A 15,712-nucleotide genomic window follows, 5' to 3' on the forward strand; every position below is an offset into this window, starting at 1 on the left:
GTTCATCACCGTGCCGTTTTCTGATATAATAGTCTTTATGACAAACAATTAGAAAGAGGATAATATGCAAGTATTTAAAATATTTAAGGATGCGGTATTAAATAAATCTGATGCCGTACGTGGTATTTTCTTAAAAGGTGGCCAGGTCTTCCTTTATTTAGTTATTTTAGCTACTCTAATGGCTATCCCCCAAACCATTATCGCTGGAAAATTAGTCTCAACTTTAACCACTAACTTTGAGACGGTTGCTAATAATATACCTGAATATACACTAACAGATAATCAACTAGATAAAGATTCCGGCGAAGCTAAGGTTGTTAATACGGATTTTATTGTCTATAGTTTTGATCCAAATGATGACGTTTCAACCAGCGAATTGAAAGATTTAAATACCAATGGTTTAATCATTGAAAACCAAAAGGATCAGCTGTACCTTGCTGTTAATAATCAAGACTATCATATTAAATATAGTGATGGACTTAACGCTTCCGTTCAAAAATCATTATTCAACAATATGGGTCAATTCCAGTTTCTAACTTATCCGATTACTTTTATCGGAATAATGATTGGTCAGCTAGTCATGTTGAGCTTTCTTCAATTAATGATTGCTTTACTATGTGGCTTTTCAAAACATAGTCAACGTTTGAAGCTAACATTGAGTAATCGTTTTAGATTAGGTATTTTACAAAATACGCTACCAATACTAGTGATTACAGTAATTAACTTGCTGCCTTTAAATCTTCCATTTCAATTTGAAATTTTACTAATTGCTGGTGTTATTCGAACTGTCAAAGTAATGAAAAACATTAAGGTGATTAAATATTAAAAAAAGCGGCTGATACCAGCCGCTTTTTTATGCGTCGTAGTATTTTTTTGAATGATAACATCCGTTTTAAAAAGCGAAACTTGGTGCTTTTTCTCACACCCTGTAGTCGAGCTTGCAGAGAGGCGTCACTTTTAGGTCCAACGACCGTGGTTAAACGTGCTTTATCGCATCCTTTTTAGTCGGGTTCGTATCGCCAGACTTAACGTTCTTTCGCATTTACCCTCTGTTTGTTTCACAAACTCCGGCTAAATGTCTCCAAGAAGTCAAGCCTAAACGGCGCTCCTCACACCCTTTTAGTAATCGACGTGATTTTTTTCTTTATTATATTGACGTTGGCGTTTACGTTTTTGACGTTGGTCTTGTAACCGTTGATTTTTCTTATGTTGTTTAATGTTACGTTTTAATTTCCGTTTGTATCCTGGTTTTACTTTTTGGCGTTTGTTACGCTCAACCATTCCTTTAACGGTATGATCGGTTTCTTCTTGTTTTTTCCGATTTCTACGTTGCGAATGATCTTTTGCGTCTATCCATTCACTATCTTGAATATCTTTAAATTCAAAGCGAATACCTTTATCTTCGAGCCATTCAATATCTTTTTGATCATCAGGTTCATAGAGTGTCACTGCTAAACCAGGAAGTCCTTGACGACCAGTACGCCCTACACGATGAATAAAGAATTCTAACTCGCCAGGAACCTCATAATTAAACACATGAGAGACCCCTTCAATATCAATTCCACGTGCTGCTAAATCTGTTGCGACAACGTATTGATATTCCAGATTTTGAATTTGTTTCATCATCCGACGACGTTCTCTAGAATCTAAATCTCCATGAATCATACCAACTGACAATCCTTTTGCTTTTAAAAATTGATACAATTCTTTAACTGTTTCAATTGTATTCGCAAAAATTAACGCTAAATAAGGTTGTCCAATCGTTAATCCTTCATATAATAGTTCTTTCGCATCTCGACCACGAACAGGTAATAAATAATTATCAATTGTTTCTGAAATCAAATGTTCACTTTGCAGTTGAATCCATTCTGGTGATTGCATATATTTACGTAAAAACGGACGTAGTTTAGTTGGAATAGTTGCTGAAAAGACATACATATTTAAGTCATTTGGCATTCGACCAGCAATTTGGTCAACGTCTTGCAAGAAGCCCATGTCTAAGGTCATGTCCGCTTCATCCACTACAAAACTATGTACTTGGTGAACAGATAATGCTTGTCGTTCAATTAAGTCTAATAGGCGTCCGGGCGTACCAACTACAATTTGCGGCACTTGATGCTCTAAACGTTCTGATTGGCGCATCGTATCTGTCCCACCAAAGGCACGCTCAATCATAATCTCTTCGGGATGATGATCACTCAATTGTTTCGCTGCCTGATATAATTGTTCTCCTAGCTCCCGACTAGGTGCTGTAATAACGATTTGAGTTTCAGGTTTTGCTTCTACTTGATTCATTAATGGTAGGAGAAATGCGTGAGATTTTCCGGTTCCAGTTTGACTTTGGGCCACTAAACTTTTTTCTGCTTGAATAATTGGAATAACCGCTTCTTGAATGGGTGACGGTTCTGTAAAATGTAATTCTTCTAATGCGTCATAAATAAAAGGTTTAAAATTGAAGGTTTTAAATGTCATTATGAAGCCACCTTTCTAATTATATAATAAGCATACCATGTGGAGGTTTTGCTTCTCAATTTAAATATTCATTATACTTAAAAGCGTCTTCTACGCCTACCCTAAATCAAAATAAATTGTCAGATTGATAAATCATCTATATAATGAATGAGACGAGAGGATGAGAGGCATGTCAAATTCAAAAGTAAAAGGTTTAATTGTTTTATTTGGAGCAACAGGCGATTTAGCGAGTCGAAAATTGTATCCTGCACTTTACCGTTTATATAAACGTCATCTATTATCAGACAATTTTGCTGTAATTGGCACAGCTCGTCGTGAATGGAGCAATGATTATTATCGTCAAGTCGTCGCTGGTGCCGTCAATAATCTTGTTGATGACCAAGCGGAATGTCAACAATTTGTTAGTCATTTTCACTATGTTTCGCATGATGCCACTGATTTAGCCCATTATAATATTCTCAAAGCGAAAATGGATGAATTGGAAGCTACCTATGAAACTGGCGAAAATCATTTATACTATCTATCAACAGCTCCAAGTATTTTTCCAAAAATTACCAAATATTTAAAAGAAGCAAATATCGTGACTAAACAATCGAATCATCGAGTGATTCTCGAAAAACCATTCGGGAGCGATTTGGCTTCAGCTCAAAAATTAAATGACTCGTTGAGTGATACCTTTAAAGATAACGATATTTACCGAATTGATCACTATTTAGGGAAAGAAATGGTCCAAAATATTTTAGCACTTCGTTATTTTAATCCTTTTATTGAAGCTATTTGGAATCATCACTATATTGATAATATCCAAATTACATTATCAGAAGACATGCCTGTTGGAACACGTGGCGGATACTATGATAAATCAGGTGCCATTCGCGATATGTTCCAAAATCATATTTTACAAATTATGGCATTAGTCGGAATGACACTTCCTGAACACTATTCTCCTGAAAGTGTCCATGAAGCCAAAATCGATTTCTTAAAATCAATTCCTTCCTTTACGACTCAACAAGCCGAACAGTGCACTGTCCGTGGCCAATACCAAACTAACGATAATAATGTTGTGGATTATTTAAAAGAACCTGAAGTAGACGCCAATAGTACCACAGAAACATTTTTAGCTGGTCGAATTCGCGTCAACAATGAACGTTGGCAAGGAGTTCCTTTTTATTTCCGAACTGGAAAAGCGTTAGGTGAAAAATATACCACTGTACAAATCATCTTAAATCCGCGTGTTTATAAAGATGAAGAAACAGAAGTTGTTCCAGACAGTGAAAAACCACGGTTAACCTTTTTTATTCAACCAGAATGTGGGGTTCAACTTTACCTTAATGAAAAACAAGCCGGCCAAGATTTACGTCCTCAAATTCAATTATTAGACCATGATTGGCGAAAATCAGCTCAATACGTCGAAGAACCTTACGAAAAACTTATCTATAATACGCTACTTGGCGATCCTACTTATTTCACGACTTGGAATGAGTTACGTGAACAATGGCGAATTGTGGACAGCATTATTGCTGGTTGGCATGAAATAAATCACTCTAAATTAGACCAGTATCCAGCCGGTACTCACGGTCCAAAACAAGCTTATAATTTATTAGAACGTTATCATAATGAATGGATAGACTTAGATTAGTGAAGTCATAAATAAAACCCCTGAATCATTTTTGATTCGGGGGTTTTATTGTTTATTGACTGACGGCATCTAATTCTTCAATAATTGCTTGCATTTCATCTTTAGAGTATGCATTGGCACCACTAGCTTTAGGATGTCCGCCACCATCATGTTTCTGCGCAATTTCATTAATTACTGGCCCTTTTGAACGAATACGACAACGAATGACACCCGATGGTAATTCAATAAAGTTTACCCAGGCTTGCACCCCTTCAATCATCCCGGCCAATTGTACAATATGATAGGTTTCAGAGTCTGTTAATCCATAATGTTTTAACGTTTCTTGGGAAATAAAAACAGAAGCGACTTTTCCACTATCCGTTAACTGAATATTTTCTAATACATAACCTTGGATGCGTGCTTGGGCTAATGACTGCGTATTTGATGCTTGCATTAACTCAGTAGCTGGAAAATCATAAGCTAATAACTCACCAGCAATTTTATGAGTATGTGGTGTTGTATTATCAAATAAAAAGCGACCCGTGTCACCGACAATTCCTAAATAAAAACATTTGGCTGCCTCATCCGTCATATCTAATCCGGATTGTTCGTCTAAAATAATACTTGCCCAAATTTCTGAAGTAGAACTCATCTCTGGTTTCACAATGGAATAATCGCCATAAGGTTCGTTATCTGGGTGATGATCAATCTTAATCAACTTAATTCCCATATCATAGCGGTCATCATCTACCCGAGGCAAATTAGCCGTATCATTAATAATCACTAAAGCTTCGTCATAATCATCATCTGACACATCATCCATCTCACCAAAATGACTCATTGAATCATCCGTTTCTCCAGTAGCTAAAACGGTTTTTTCAGGATAAGTTGCCTTTAATGCTGCTTTTAATCCCATTTGTGACCCTAAGGCATCTGGATCAGGCCGAACATGCCGATGAATAATAATTGTTTCATAAGCTTGAATGGTTTCTAAAATTTCGTGTAACATATAAACTCCTTCTACTGTATATTCAAACTATTGGCTGTGACGATAGCCTTGGTCATGATTGTTTGACCATGATAGATGGTAACCTCGACTTTTAAGTTTCGCCGTCCAGCTTCTAAATATTCTGCATGGACATCTAATGTGCTTTGAAGAGGAATCAATTTCATAAAATACGTACTAATATTATCAACAACGACCGTTTGATACTTCGTTTCGCGAACAAATTGCTCAACAGTTAATTGAATGATAGCACTTAACAAACTATTAGATAATCCACCAACATGATCCGTTAATGTAACATCTGATACGAATCGATAACGTCCATGTCGTTTATTCTTATCTAAAGAAATAGGTTTTAACTTTTGAGCTAACAGGTGCTCAATGCGATTATCACTTTGTTCTTCTTGACGCGTATACTGTAACGTTCGTAAAACATCTTGTCTTGACAGAATCCCAATCAAATGTTGAGTATCATCAACTACAGGTAGTAATTCTAGACCATCCCAAATCATCATATGTGTGACGCTTGCCACACTCATTTGTTTGGTGGCAACAATTGGATGGGAGGTCATTCCAGCGGTCACCAAATCATTCGCTTGATAATCAAATAAATCTTTTGCGGTAACAATTCCTATAATACGTCCTGATTGATTAATCACTGGGAATCGCGTATGTCCTGTTTGTTCATTTAATCGTCTGTAATCTTTCTTCACACTTTGATCAGTGAGATAATGTGTCCCATCAATCGGAATGTATATATCTTCTACTAATAAGATATCCTTCTGCATAGCACGTTCAATCATTGCTTTATTAATTAAAGTGGCCGTCCCATAAGTATCAAAATTAACACTCATTAAAGGCACATTTTTCTCATTAGCATAGGCTATATTTTCTGGAGATGGTGTAAATCCCCCAGTAATTAAAACCGAAACGTCATGTTCAATTGCAATTCGTTGAGCTTCTTCTCGATTTCCGATAATAATTAATGACTGTGGTGACATATATTGAATCATATCATCTTCTTGCATCGCTCCGATGATAAATCGTTTCACTTCATGGTCTAATCCGTCACGTCCACCATGAACGATACAATTGGTAACATTCACAATTTCTTCTACCGTTAAATGTTTCAACCGTCGCACATCATACGATTCAATTCGTACTGTTCCTACCCGTTCCTTAGTCGCTACCAATTGGCGATTTTCCGCCTCTTTAATCGCGCGATAAGCGGTTCCTTCTGATACTCCTAAATTACGAGCGATGCTGCGGACCGAAATTTTATGATTAATCGGAAGTTTCTCAATATATTCAATAATCTGTTCATGTTTAGTTGTCATCGATTTTTTCCTCATTTTTGTCATTTTTTTTAGCATATAATGAAAGCCGCACATTTTCGAATAAGACATCGGATAAGTCACTTACCGTAATTCCTAATAAACGTACCCCTTGATCACTTTGCCCATACTCACGATATAAGTCAACGGCATAGAAATAAATTTCGTCAGCCGCTTTAATCGGATCAATCAATGATTTTTGCCGTGTTAAAGTCGTAAAATCAGCATACCGAATTTTTATTGTGACGACTTTCCCATGTAACGCTTTTTTTGCTAATGCTTCACTCACTTTCTGAGCAATTAATCGCAACGTACTCTCAATATCATCATCATGATATAAGAACGGGTAAAATGTCCGTTCTTTTCCAATCGATTTTCGTTGGCGTTGCGTTTTTACCGGCCGATTATCCACACCACGTACGCGTTCATAAATCGCTAACCCGGTTTTACCAAACAATTTCAAACAATCGTCCTGACTTAATGCTTTCAAATCGGCGCCATTAAAAATATGATGATCATGGAGCTTAGCAACCGATTGCTTGCCAATACCATAAAAATCTTCAATAGGTAACTGCTCTAAAAAAGCTTCCGCTCGTTTAGGTGTAATAATCGTCATTCCAAAAGGTTTATTAATATCAGATGCTAATTTAGCAATGAATTTGTTATAAGACACTCCGATACTACACGTTAGATGAAGTTCCTTATAAATGGCTTGTTGAATATCTTTTGCGACATCCATCGCATACGGAATATTAGCTTTATTGTGTGTCACGTCTAGAAATGCTTCATCGATTGATAAAGGTTCAACAATATCAGTATAGCGGTGAAAAATAGCTCGGACTTGTTCGGAAACTTCCACATAATAAGGGTGGCGAGCAGGAACAAAAATTCCCTGTGGACATAGACGATACGCTTCCTGAGCAGACATGGCCGAATGCACCCCATATTTTCGAGCTTCATAACTCGCAGTTGATACGACGCCTTTTCCAGAATTTTCACGTGGATGTTTCGCAATGATAATCGGTTTTCCACGATATTCTGGATGATCACGCTGCTCGATTGAAGCATAAAACGCATCCATATCGACATGTAATATTTTACGAGATCCGTCAATTTCTGGATCAGCAAATTCTAACATGCCAATGGTCCGCATGGTATCACCTACTATTCTTTCTCGACATAAATATGTTGCGCAGCTTCTCGATTAACAACAATTTCATTTCCTTTTTTCGTTAGAATCACGTTATTAGTGAAGGCTTCAACACCTGCAATTGTATATTTTTTCCCAATTTTTAGCCCTAACTGGTCAAAATACATAAGAAATTCTTTCTCATCGGTTACTCGTTGAATCCGAATATCATCACCAATTTCAAAGTCAACCAATATCGTTTCAACTTCTTCTGCCATCTCACCATCAACCGTTGGAATGGCTCCTCCATGAGGACAAAACTCTGGATTCCCTAAAAAATCAGCGAGTTTTTCCACAAAAAAGTCAGACGCATTATGCTCTAACATTTCCGCTTCGTCATGAACATTTTCCCAAGTATAATTTAATTTATCATACAAAAAAACTTCCCATAAACGATGACGACGTACTAAATTAGCCCCTTGTAAGATGCCTTCTTCACTTAATTTCGTACCTCGATAAGGGGTATATGTTACCATATTGTCTTTTGCCATTTTACTAATCATTTCTGTTACTGAAGCAGGAGATAATCCTAAAGCTTCGCTAATGGCTTTATTAGAAACAGATTGTTTTGCTCCACCAAGCTCGAATATCACCTTTAAATAATCTTCGCGATTTACAGACATTGACGCAGTCATCCTTTCTTTATCTAATGATAGTATAGCAAAAAAGGGGCTCGGATAGCACTCCAAGCCCACTATTTTCACCTTTAAAAATCATTTTAACCAGCAATTACTATCTACAGTAAATTCTCGATATCCATCTCTTCTAAGGGACTCACATCGTAAACTGTAGCTCGTAATTTTTCATAATCAAAATATTGATTGGCCGTTAAAGCACGTACAGACTTAATTTGTTTTCCAACTGATCGTGGTTTATCTTCTTTCCAAGCATAATCGAAAAAATATGCTTGAATATCTTTTTCACCAACATGCCCATAGCCTTCTTCGGCAAATTCTTGAGCTTTGGATTGGAAAGCTGACTGCAAACGCTTCATACGAAACTTCGATAATCCCATGACGCTCTCCCTAAAATTTACGACATTACTTATCTAAGTCATCAGATGAATCGACTGAATCATCATACATTTCAACATTTTGGTCATCTTCACTAGGATGTTGTTGGTTAGCTTCAGCATTTTTAGATTGTTTTTCAGCTGCATCACTCATCACATCATTAGCTGCTTTTGACCCATGAGGATCCGTTTTTTCTGTACGCGCAATTGCTCGACGGTCGAAGACTAATACGATACCTTCGCAGTCTAACGTAATCGTATTTGCTGTTTCGTTAATTTCAGCAATTTCTCCATGTAAACCACCGATAGTTACCGCATGATCACCGACTTGCATACCAGCCATCATATCTTGTTGCGCTTTTTGGCGTTTCTTTTGCGGACGGATAATTAAAAAGTATAGTAACGCAAAAATAATCACCATATACAAAATAGTTCCTAAATAAGGCATAGATAAATTCCTCCTAACAGTTTCTTAATAATGATAACATAAATTTGACGTTTTGACGTTTAAAAATTCTTTGTTGGTAAACCTTTTGTACCATAATAACGCATAAAGAAGTCATCACGAAATTCCATTAATTGATCTTGACGAATGGCTTCACGAATATCTGCCATTAAATGGGTTAAGAAATGTAAATTATGAATACTTGTTAAACGTAATCCAAATGTCTCATCTGTTTTCAATAAATGACGGACATAAGCTCTCGTATAATTTCGACAAGTATAACAGTCACAATGTTCATCAATTGGGCGGAAATCCCGTGCATACTTCGCATTTTTCACTACTAATCGTCCGTTACTTGTCATTGTGGTTCCATTTCGCGCGATTCGCGTTGGTAGAACACAATCAAACATATCAACACCACGAATGACACCTTCGATTAACGCATCAGGACTGCCAACTCCCATTAGGTAACGAGGTTTATTTTCAGGCATAACCGGTAATAAATAATCCATAACACCGTACATTTCTTCTTTAGACTCACCAACGGATAATCCACCAATTGAATAACCTGGGAAATCTAAACTAATCATATCTTTTGCATGTTGGAGTCGTAAATCTTTGTATCCTGCCCCTTGTAAAATACCAAATAGTGCCTGCTCATCAGGACGTTTATGGGCTTTTAATCCTCTTTCCGCCCAACGAGTGGTGCGTGCGATACTTTTTTTCACATAATCATAATCATGGTTATAATCTGGGCATTCATCAAAGCTCATAATAATATCTGCCCCAAGATTATTTTCAATCCCAATTGCTTCTTCTGGACCTAAGAATAGTTTACGTCCATCTAAATGAGACCGAAAATGAACGCCTTCTTCTTTAATTTGACGAAGTTTAGCTAAAGAAAATACTTGGAAACCACCAGAATCTGTTAAAATGGGACGATCCCAATTCATGAATTGATGTAATCCTCCAGCTTCTTTGACTAAATCATCTCCAGGACGTAACCATAGATGGTAAGTATTACTTAAGATAATTTCCGCTGACATAGCTTTTAATTCTTCTGGAGAAACTGCTTTAACGGTTGCTTGAGTTCCAACTGGCATAAATACTGGGGTTTGAATTTTCCCATGTGGCGTCTCAATCTCCCCTAACCGCGCGCCAGTATGTTTTTCTTTCTTATGTAAAGTATATTTTAATGCTTTGCTCATGAGTCGTTCCTCTCATCATCTGCTACATGTATCAAACTAACCTCTTCAGTTTATCATGAATATTCATTCCTTAACAAGACATACTCTTATCAATTCATTTTGTACCATAAAAAAATACCGACAAATTTTGCCGGTATTCATCACATTATTTATTTTTTATAGAGACACGTTTTATTTGATGAGGGCGTTCTAGAATTTCTTTAGCTAAGATAGCTTTGCGAATATCCTCTCTATTATCATACCCTACTACTGAACGTTTTTCTTTATTTGAACGATTCACTTGCGATTCTGTATGAATCGGTTGATAAGTCTCCATATTCTCAAATGTCGTTGCTAATTCTTGATTAAGTTGGTTAATCCGATCATCAAGTGAATCAACATCATTAGGAGATGAAAGGGATTCAACGACTGATTCTTGTGCCAATTCAGAAGTGTGTGATTCATCTGAAGTTTCTTTCTGATGAGATTCATCATTATCCTGTTCAGACTCATTCGTTTCTGTATTCACTGTCTCCAACCATTGTTTTACCCGTTCACTAAACGATGAATCATTATTTTTAGGAGTTTCTGATTGTTGAGATTCCTTGGCTTTTTCTTTGGCTTTCTGCTTTTGATACTCATCTTTGAACTCAGAAATAATATCTGCCCCACTGCTAATGAGATAAGCGATAGGAACTAGCACCCAAAGATAGTCGAATATCCAATCGATAATCGCGCTTAATCTATTCATTTGGCTCACCAGGTGCTGACTCATTACCTGCTAGCGATTGTCGCATATCTGTATCAGCTTTAACGTTTTCTAAATTATAGTAATCTAGTGCTCCTAAGTGTCCTTCACGAAAAGCTTGTGCTAAGGCATGAGGAACTTCTGACTGTGCTTCAACCACTTTAGCACGCATCTCTTGTGTTTTTGCAATATTTTCTTGTTCTTTAGCAACAGCCATTGCCCGCCGCTCTTCTGCTTTCGCTTGAGCAATTCGTTTATCTGCCTCTGCTTGTTCCGCTTGTAACTTCGCTCCAATGTTTCGGCCAACGTCAACGTCCGCAATATCAATTGAAAGAATTTCATATGCCGTTCCGGAATCCAATCCTTTACGTAAAATCGTTTGCGATATCGAGTCAGGATTTTCTAACACAGCGGTATGTGTTTGTGAAGACCCCACTGTGGTCACAATTCCTTCTCCGACACGAGCAATAATCGTTGATTCACCAGCCCCACCAATTAATCGCTCAATATTAGCACGAACTGTTACTTTTGCTTTTGCACGAACTTCGATGCCATCAATTGCTACCCCAGCAATAATTGGCGTTTCAATCACCTTAGGATTGACTGAAAATTGAACAGCTTCAAATACGTCACGACCAGCTAAATCAATAGCTGCCGCTTTTTCAAAAGGCAAATCGATATTAGCTCGTTGGGCAGCAATCAAAGCATCCACTACTTTATTAACATTTCCTCCTGCTAATAAGTGTGCTTCCAATTCATCAATTGCTAAATCTAAGCCCGCTTTAGTGGCTTTAATCATTGGCGATATAATTTGTCTCGGATTCACTCTTCTTAATCGCATACCAATCAAGGTACTTAAACTCACACGTACCCCAGAAAAGAATGCTGTTACCCATAAACCAACTGGGACAAAAGTAAAGAATAAACCCAGTATTATAAGAACTATAATGGCAATAATGACAATGCCCATTAATTATTTCCTCCTAACTAGTAGTTGATTATTTTTAATCTTAGTGACAATTATTTCCTCATCTGTTTGAATCACTTCATACTCACTAACCACTTCCATAATGTCATCATTTTTAAATACGGCTTTACCTGTAGGACGTAATGGCGTTGTCGTTACCGCTTCTTGATGTAAATATTTTTCTAAGTTTTGTTTAGCAAATTCACTACCAGAAGCGGTTATCGATCGTTGGAGTATCATATGTTGACTCACTGGTAATCGATATCCTAAGCGTAGTAACAAGTAGAATACGATCACAGCTATTAATAATCCCATACTCAAATCCACGATTCCTGTTGCCAAGCTTCCTGTACTAATAGATAATCCCCAACCAGAGATAATGATTCCAATAATCCCGACAATTCCAAATGCGGGTAAAAAGATTTCAGCAAGTAACAATAACATTCCAACAGCAAATAGTCCCATTGTTTGCCAATTACCTGCTGGTTGTAAATAAAAATAATAACAGATACATGCTAAACTCATTGTCCCCAAAATAAATGAATGACGAGTCATCAGACTTAAAACGAGTAGTACGATTCCAATAATTAATATTAAACTTGCCATCACATGCCTCCTTTTGGTTCATTATACGTAAGTTTATCTAGAGATGAAAGCGGTATTTAATATCAAATTTAAAATCACTAAAAAAAAGCTGCAACTCAATGAGTTACAGCTTGAAATTCAATCATTTAAAAAGTACCTTTAATTAGGCATCATAAACTTTTTCACCATTAATATAGGTTGCTTTAACGTCGAAATCTTTATTCATAACAACAAAGTCAGCATCTCGACCCGCAGCAATTTGTCCATATTGGTCACCTAAACCAACACTATTTGCTGGAACTTCTGAAGCCATTTTAATCGCTTCAGCTGGAGTAGCAACGCCCCAGTCAACAATATTTTTAACGGCTTGATTCAAGTTCAAGACACTACCTGCTAAGCTACCATCAGATGCTAAACGAGCGGCACCATCTTTAATTTCAACTTCGAATTCACCTAATGATGATTTACCTTCTGGTAGACCACCACCACGCATACAGTCAGTAATTAATAGTACTTCATCTGTGCCACGTGCTTGTTTAATTAATTTGGCAATGGCAGGGTGAATATGGTAACCATCACAAATCATTTCTGCAAATACATCTTCGATGGTTAATGCTGCACCGGCAGTACCAGGTTCACGATGGTGGATACCACGCATACCATTAAATGTATGGATAAAGATATTAGCACCATGTTTAACCGCTTCAACACATTGATCATATTTTGCATCTGTATGTGCCAAAGCAACATAAATGCCATGTTCTTTCGCATAGTCAATGAATTCTAAAGCCCCATCACGTTCAGGAGCAATCGCAATTTTACGTACTAATCCTTTAGCAAGTTCTTGCCAGTGAGCTAAATAATCAATTTTAGGGTCTGACATATAAGCTGGGTTTTGTGCCCCTTTATGTAATTCACTAAAGAAAGGTCCTTCTAAGAAAATACCAGCAATTTTAGCGCCAGGTAATTTATCCGCATTTTCACCAATAATACGGCAAGCTTCATCTAGTGACTCTTTTGATGACGTTAGTGTTGTTGCTAAGTAAGATGTTACCCCATTACTTGTAATACCTTTTGAAATTGTTTCAACAGCATCAACATCTAAGTCCATAATATCCGCACCGCCAAAACCGTGGATATGAGTATCCACAAATCCAGGTGCCACTTGATAACCTGAGTAATCAATAATGTCACCGTCAGAAGGTTTTTCAGTTTGGAATTCGCCAAATTTTTCACCATCTACAGCTAAATAACCTGCTTCAGTTTCTTCTGTAGGTAGATAAAATTTATCAGCGTAAATATAAGTCATCCATCTCATCTCCATTTAATTTATTACTTACATTATAGTTGAAAACGCATTTAATTGCACGTTTCTTCTCAATCTTTGGGAGTACTTGCAAATTTATTATATTAACTTAATAATTTGCTTTCCAGAAATACTGAAATTAAATTGCTTTCTTCCTTATTACACGGTATGATAGTGCCAATCAACTACTTGATAAGGAGAAAATTAATGAAAGCATTTATTTCTGTATCAGGCAAAGACCGCGTAGGTATTTTAGCCAGTGTTAGTACCCTTTGCCAACAGTATAACGCCAATATCTTAGATGTCTCACAAACCATTCTCGATGATTATTTTACGATGGGTATGCTTGTTTCAATCGATCAACTATCAGCATCATTCAGTGATTTCCAAGATGCTTTGCAAACAAAAATTTCAGATATGCAAATTCATGTCATGCATGAAGATAGTTTCACTGCTATGCAACGTATATAGGAGGCCATTATGATTCACTTAAATGAAGCGCAACAAACGATTGACATGATAGCCGAAGAAAATCTCGATATTCGAACGATTACTATGGGTATTTCATTACTTGATTGTTGTGATACGAATATTGATAAAGCTTGCGAGAAAGTTTACCAAAAAATTACACATTACGCTAAAGACTTAGTCGCGACTGCTAATCAAATTGAAAAAGATTTGGGCATACCAATTGTTAATAAACGAATCTCTGTAACGCCTATTGCTCACCTCGTCGCTGTTTCAGGAGGCAATCCAGTCAAATATGCTAAAGCATTAGACCGAGCAGCTAAAGCGGTTCAAGTTGACTTTATTGGTGGCTTTACGGCACTCGTCCATAAAGGTATGGCCCCTGGTGATGAAGAATTAATTCAAGCCATTCCTGAAGCCCTTCAACAAACCGAACGTGTCTGTAGTTCAGTGAATATAGGTTCTACTCGAGCAGGCATCAATTTAGATGCCGTTAAACAAATGGGAAATATTGTAAGAGAAGCAGCTGAATTAACGAAAGATAATAATTCTTTAGGTGCTAGTAAACTAGTCATTTTTTGTAATGCTGTTGAAGATAATCCATTCATGGCTGGCTCTTTTCTTGGCGCCGGAGAAGCTGATGTCGTATTAAATGTTGGGGTATCAGGACCTGGAGTGGTAAACTCTGCTGTTCGCAAATTGTCAACGACGGCTCCTATCAATGAAGTCGCTGAATGCGTGAAAAAATTGGCCTTTAAAATTACACGTATGGGACAATTAGTTGGAAAAAAAGCTAGTGAGCAATTACACATTCCATTTGGTATTGTCGACATTTCGCTTGCGCCAACCCCCGCTCCTGGCGATTCCGTTGCCCGTATACTAGAAGCAATGGGACTTGAACAGGTAGGCACGCATGGAACGGTAGCCGCCCTAGCCTTATTAAATGACGCTGTCAAAAAAGGTGGCGCTATGGCTGCTGAGAATGTTGGTGGCCTTTCAGGTGCATTTATTCCTGTAAGTGAAGACGAAGGCATGATTGCTGGTGTCGAATCTGGTTCACTTTCCTTTGATATGCTGACTTCTATGACGTCTGTATGTTCTGTCGGGTTAGATATGATTGTAGTGCCTGGAGATACCCCAGCCGAAACCATTAGTGCAATGATTGCTGACGAAGCTGCTATTGGTATGATTAATCATAAAGCGACCGCCGTCCGAGTCATTCCAGCAATTGGCAAAACCAATGACGAAGCATTAGACTTTGGTGGACTTTTCGGATACGCCAAACCCATTCCAATCCATTCAAAAAGCTCCGCCGACTTTATCAACCGAGGCGGACATATCCCCGCACCAATCAACAGCCTAAAAAACTAAAGGG

At 37.4% G+C, this 15,712-nt stretch carries 16 protein-coding genes; 4 read left to right on the forward strand and 12 right to left on the reverse strand.

Going from position 1 to position 15,712, the window contains the following annotated elements; all coding sequences use genetic code 11:
- Positions 1-64: 64 nt before the first annotated feature.
- The gene (locus B8955_RS00585; RefSeq protein ID WP_084097734.1) at positions 65-826 is read left to right on the forward strand and encodes a DUF1189 family protein; all 762 of its coding nucleotides are present in this window, start codon (positions 65-67) and stop codon (positions 824-826) included.
- A 293-nt stretch (positions 827-1,119) separates the two neighbouring features.
- Here the strand turns inward: B8955_RS00585 and B8955_RS00590 are convergent, their stop codons facing one another.
- Positions 1,120-2,472, reverse strand: coding sequence for a DEAD/DEAH box helicase (locus B8955_RS00590; RefSeq protein WP_084097735.1), 1,353 nt, complete (start codon positions 2,470-2,472; stop codon positions 1,120-1,122).
- Positions 2,473-2,641: 169 nt separating this feature from the next.
- Between B8955_RS00590 and zwf the strand changes: the two genes are divergently transcribed.
- Entirely contained in the window at positions 2,642-4,111 is a 1,470-nt protein-coding gene (zwf, locus tag B8955_RS00595; RefSeq protein WP_234983491.1) for a glucose-6-phosphate dehydrogenase, read from the forward strand.
- A 52-nt stretch (positions 4,112-4,163) separates the two neighbouring features.
- Here zwf and B8955_RS00600 read toward each other — a convergent pair whose 3' ends face one another.
- The 11 genes from B8955_RS00600 to nagA form a co-directional block, all read right to left on the reverse strand.
- Positions 4,164-5,099, reverse strand: a complete 936-nt coding sequence (locus B8955_RS00600; protein WP_084097737.1) for a DHH family phosphoesterase — start codon at positions 5,097-5,099, stop codon at positions 4,164-4,166.
- An 11-nt stretch (positions 5,100-5,110) separates the two neighbouring features.
- The gene (locus tag B8955_RS00605; RefSeq protein WP_084097738.1) at positions 5,111-6,433 is read right to left on the reverse strand and encodes a DRTGG domain-containing protein; all 1,323 of its coding nucleotides are present in this window, start codon (positions 6,431-6,433) and stop codon (positions 5,111-5,113) included.
- A complete protein-coding gene (dinB, locus tag B8955_RS00610) occupies positions 6,423-7,583 on the reverse strand; it encodes a DNA polymerase IV (protein WP_084097739.1) in 1,161 nt (386 codons plus the stop codon). The genes B8955_RS00605 and dinB overlap by 11 nt, the downstream gene beginning before the upstream one ends.
- An 11-nt stretch (positions 7,584-7,594) precedes the next feature.
- Positions 7,595-8,242, reverse strand: a complete 648-nt coding sequence (locus B8955_RS00615) for a metal-dependent transcriptional regulator (protein ID WP_084097740.1) — start codon at positions 8,240-8,242, stop codon at positions 7,595-7,597.
- Positions 8,243-8,355: 113 nt separating this feature from the next.
- Positions 8,356-8,634, reverse strand: a complete 279-nt coding sequence (locus tag B8955_RS00620; RefSeq protein ID WP_084097741.1) for a post-transcriptional regulator — start codon at positions 8,632-8,634, stop codon at positions 8,356-8,358.
- Positions 8,635-8,659: 25 nt separating this feature from the next.
- A complete protein-coding gene (gene yajC / locus B8955_RS00625) occupies positions 8,660-9,079 on the reverse strand; it encodes a preprotein translocase subunit YajC (protein WP_084097742.1) in 420 nt (139 codons plus the stop codon).
- Between the two features lie 59 nt (positions 9,080-9,138).
- Positions 9,139-10,284, reverse strand: coding sequence for a tRNA guanosine(34) transglycosylase Tgt (tgt, locus tag B8955_RS00630; protein ID WP_084097743.1), 1,146 nt, complete (start codon positions 10,282-10,284; stop codon positions 9,139-9,141).
- Positions 10,285-10,429: 145 nt separating this feature from the next.
- Complete coding sequence (locus B8955_RS00635) at positions 10,430-11,014, reverse strand: hypothetical protein (RefSeq protein ID WP_084097744.1); 585 nt, start codon at positions 11,012-11,014, stop codon at positions 10,430-10,432.
- Positions 11,007-11,981, reverse strand: a complete 975-nt coding sequence (gene floA, locus B8955_RS00640; RefSeq protein WP_084097745.1) for a flotillin-like protein FloA — start codon at positions 11,979-11,981, stop codon at positions 11,007-11,009. The genes B8955_RS00635 and floA overlap by 8 nt, the downstream gene beginning before the upstream one ends.
- Before the next feature lie 3 nt (positions 11,982-11,984).
- Entirely contained in the window at positions 11,985-12,584 is a 600-nt protein-coding gene (locus B8955_RS00645; RefSeq protein ID WP_084097746.1) for an NfeD family protein, read from the reverse strand.
- A gap of 142 nt (positions 12,585-12,726) precedes the next feature.
- A complete protein-coding gene (nagA, locus tag B8955_RS00650; RefSeq protein ID WP_084097747.1) occupies positions 12,727-13,872 on the reverse strand; it encodes an N-acetylglucosamine-6-phosphate deacetylase in 1,146 nt (381 codons plus the stop codon).
- A gap of 204 nt (positions 13,873-14,076) precedes the next feature.
- Here nagA and B8955_RS00655 point away from each other — a divergent pair, with 204 nt between their 5' ends.
- A complete protein-coding gene (locus B8955_RS00655) occupies positions 14,077-14,340 on the forward strand; it encodes an ACT domain-containing protein (protein WP_084097748.1) in 264 nt (87 codons plus the stop codon).
- Positions 14,341-14,352: 12 nt separating this feature from the next.
- The gene (locus B8955_RS00660; RefSeq protein ID WP_407639088.1) at positions 14,353-15,708 is read left to right on the forward strand and encodes a PFL family protein; all 1,356 of its coding nucleotides are present in this window, start codon (positions 14,353-14,355) and stop codon (positions 15,706-15,708) included.
- Positions 15,709-15,712: the final 4 nt, after the last annotated feature.

The sequence above is a fragment of the Aerococcus suis genome (assembly GCF_900176325.1).
Taxonomy (GTDB): Bacteria; Bacillota; Bacilli; order Lactobacillales; family Aerococcaceae; genus Aerococcus; species Aerococcus suis.